Raw genomic sequence first — 1,188 nt, forward strand, 5'->3', positions numbered from 1 at the left:
GAAAAAATTGAAGAAAAACTAGAACTCGGTAAACCGCTAGATTTTTCGGTAAACGAGAAGCATTCGTTTCAAGAATGGTTACAAATTTCGAGAATAAAACCCATTACTAGAGAAAATAATTTTCAAAACGAAGCTATTTTAGAAGAAAATAATACCGAAAAACAGAAAAAAATAGAATTAATTGACAAATTTATTGAGTCAAGTCCAAAAATTCCTAAAATAGATAAAAATTCAATAAACACAATATCTTACGAGCCAAAAGAAGAATCACAGTCGTACTTAATGACCGAAACTTTAGCCAAAGTTTACCTTGAACAAAAAAAATATGACAAAGCTATACAAGCTTATGAAATATTAATTTTGAAATATCCAGAAAAAAATACTATTTTTGCAAACCGAATTAAAGATATAAAATATTTACAACAAAAATAATAATTAATTACAACAATCATGTTTACAATTTTCTTAGTTTTAATAACAATCGTTTGCTTTTTATTAATCGTAGTAATAATGGTTCAAAACCCTAAAGGTGGCGGATTATCATCAGCAATTGGTGGGTCTCAAATGATGGGTGGCGTTCAGAAAACAACCGATTTTCTTGATAAAAGCACATGGACACTAGGTGCAGTATTATTGGCATTGATTTTAGCATCAAGTTTGAGTTTCGTTTCAACAAGTTCGACTACACTAAAAGATGAAACTACAACAATAGCTCCAAAGACAGATCCAAAAACTATTGGAACACCAGAAGCAACAGCTCCAGCAGCAACTCCAGAAACAAAATAATATTTTAATACATAATTTAAAAAGCGTTAGCATATTGTTAACGCTTTTTTTATTGATTTTAATTACTTTTGTAAAACTTTAAAATATCATAAATAAATAAAAATATGTCATTAAACATAAAACCAATCGCAGACCGCGTTCTTATTGAGCCAGTAGCTGCCGAAACCCAAACTGCATCAGGAATCTATATTCCAGATACAGCAAAAGAAAAATCACAAAAAGGAACTGTAATCGCTGTCGGAAACGGCACCAAAGACCACACAATGACTGTTAAAGTTGGCGATATTGTTCTTTATGAAAAATTTGCCGGAACCGAATTAAAATTAGAAGGAAAAGATTATTTAATGATGAGCGAATACAAAATATTAGCAATAATCTAAAATTTTTGGGCGTTACCACAAG

At 30.3% G+C, this 1,188-nt stretch carries 3 protein-coding genes; all 3 read left to right on the forward strand.

From position 1 onward, the window contains the following. Positions 1-432: tetratricopeptide repeat protein (locus RMO83_RS03445; protein WP_310558281.1), on the forward strand; the 432-nt coding region annotated here is incomplete at its 5' end. Positions 433-450: 18 nt separating this feature from the next. Further along, positions 451-786, forward strand: coding sequence for a preprotein translocase subunit SecG (gene secG, locus RMO83_RS03450; RefSeq protein ID WP_310558282.1), 336 nt, complete (start codon positions 451-453; stop codon positions 784-786). Between the two features lie 104 nt (positions 787-890). Continuing rightward, positions 891-1,166, forward strand: coding sequence for a co-chaperone GroES (gene groES, locus RMO83_RS03455; protein WP_310558283.1), 276 nt, complete (start codon positions 891-893; stop codon positions 1,164-1,166). Positions 1,167-1,188 lie beyond the last annotated feature (22 nt).

The sequence above is a fragment of the Flavobacterium sp. genome, from assembly GCF_031423415.1.
Lineage (GTDB): Bacteria > Bacteroidota > Bacteroidia > Flavobacteriales > Flavobacteriaceae > Flavobacterium.

What these genes read in the sequence shown, in the direction of transcription:
- groES (WP_310558283.1), top strand. Translation starts at nt 891, where the DNA reads ATGTCATTAAACATAAAACCAATCGCAGACCGCGTTCTTATTGAGCCA.
- secG (WP_310558282.1), top strand. Translation starts at nt 451, where the DNA reads ATGTTTACAATTTTCTTAGTTTTAATAACAATCGTTTGCTTTTTATTA.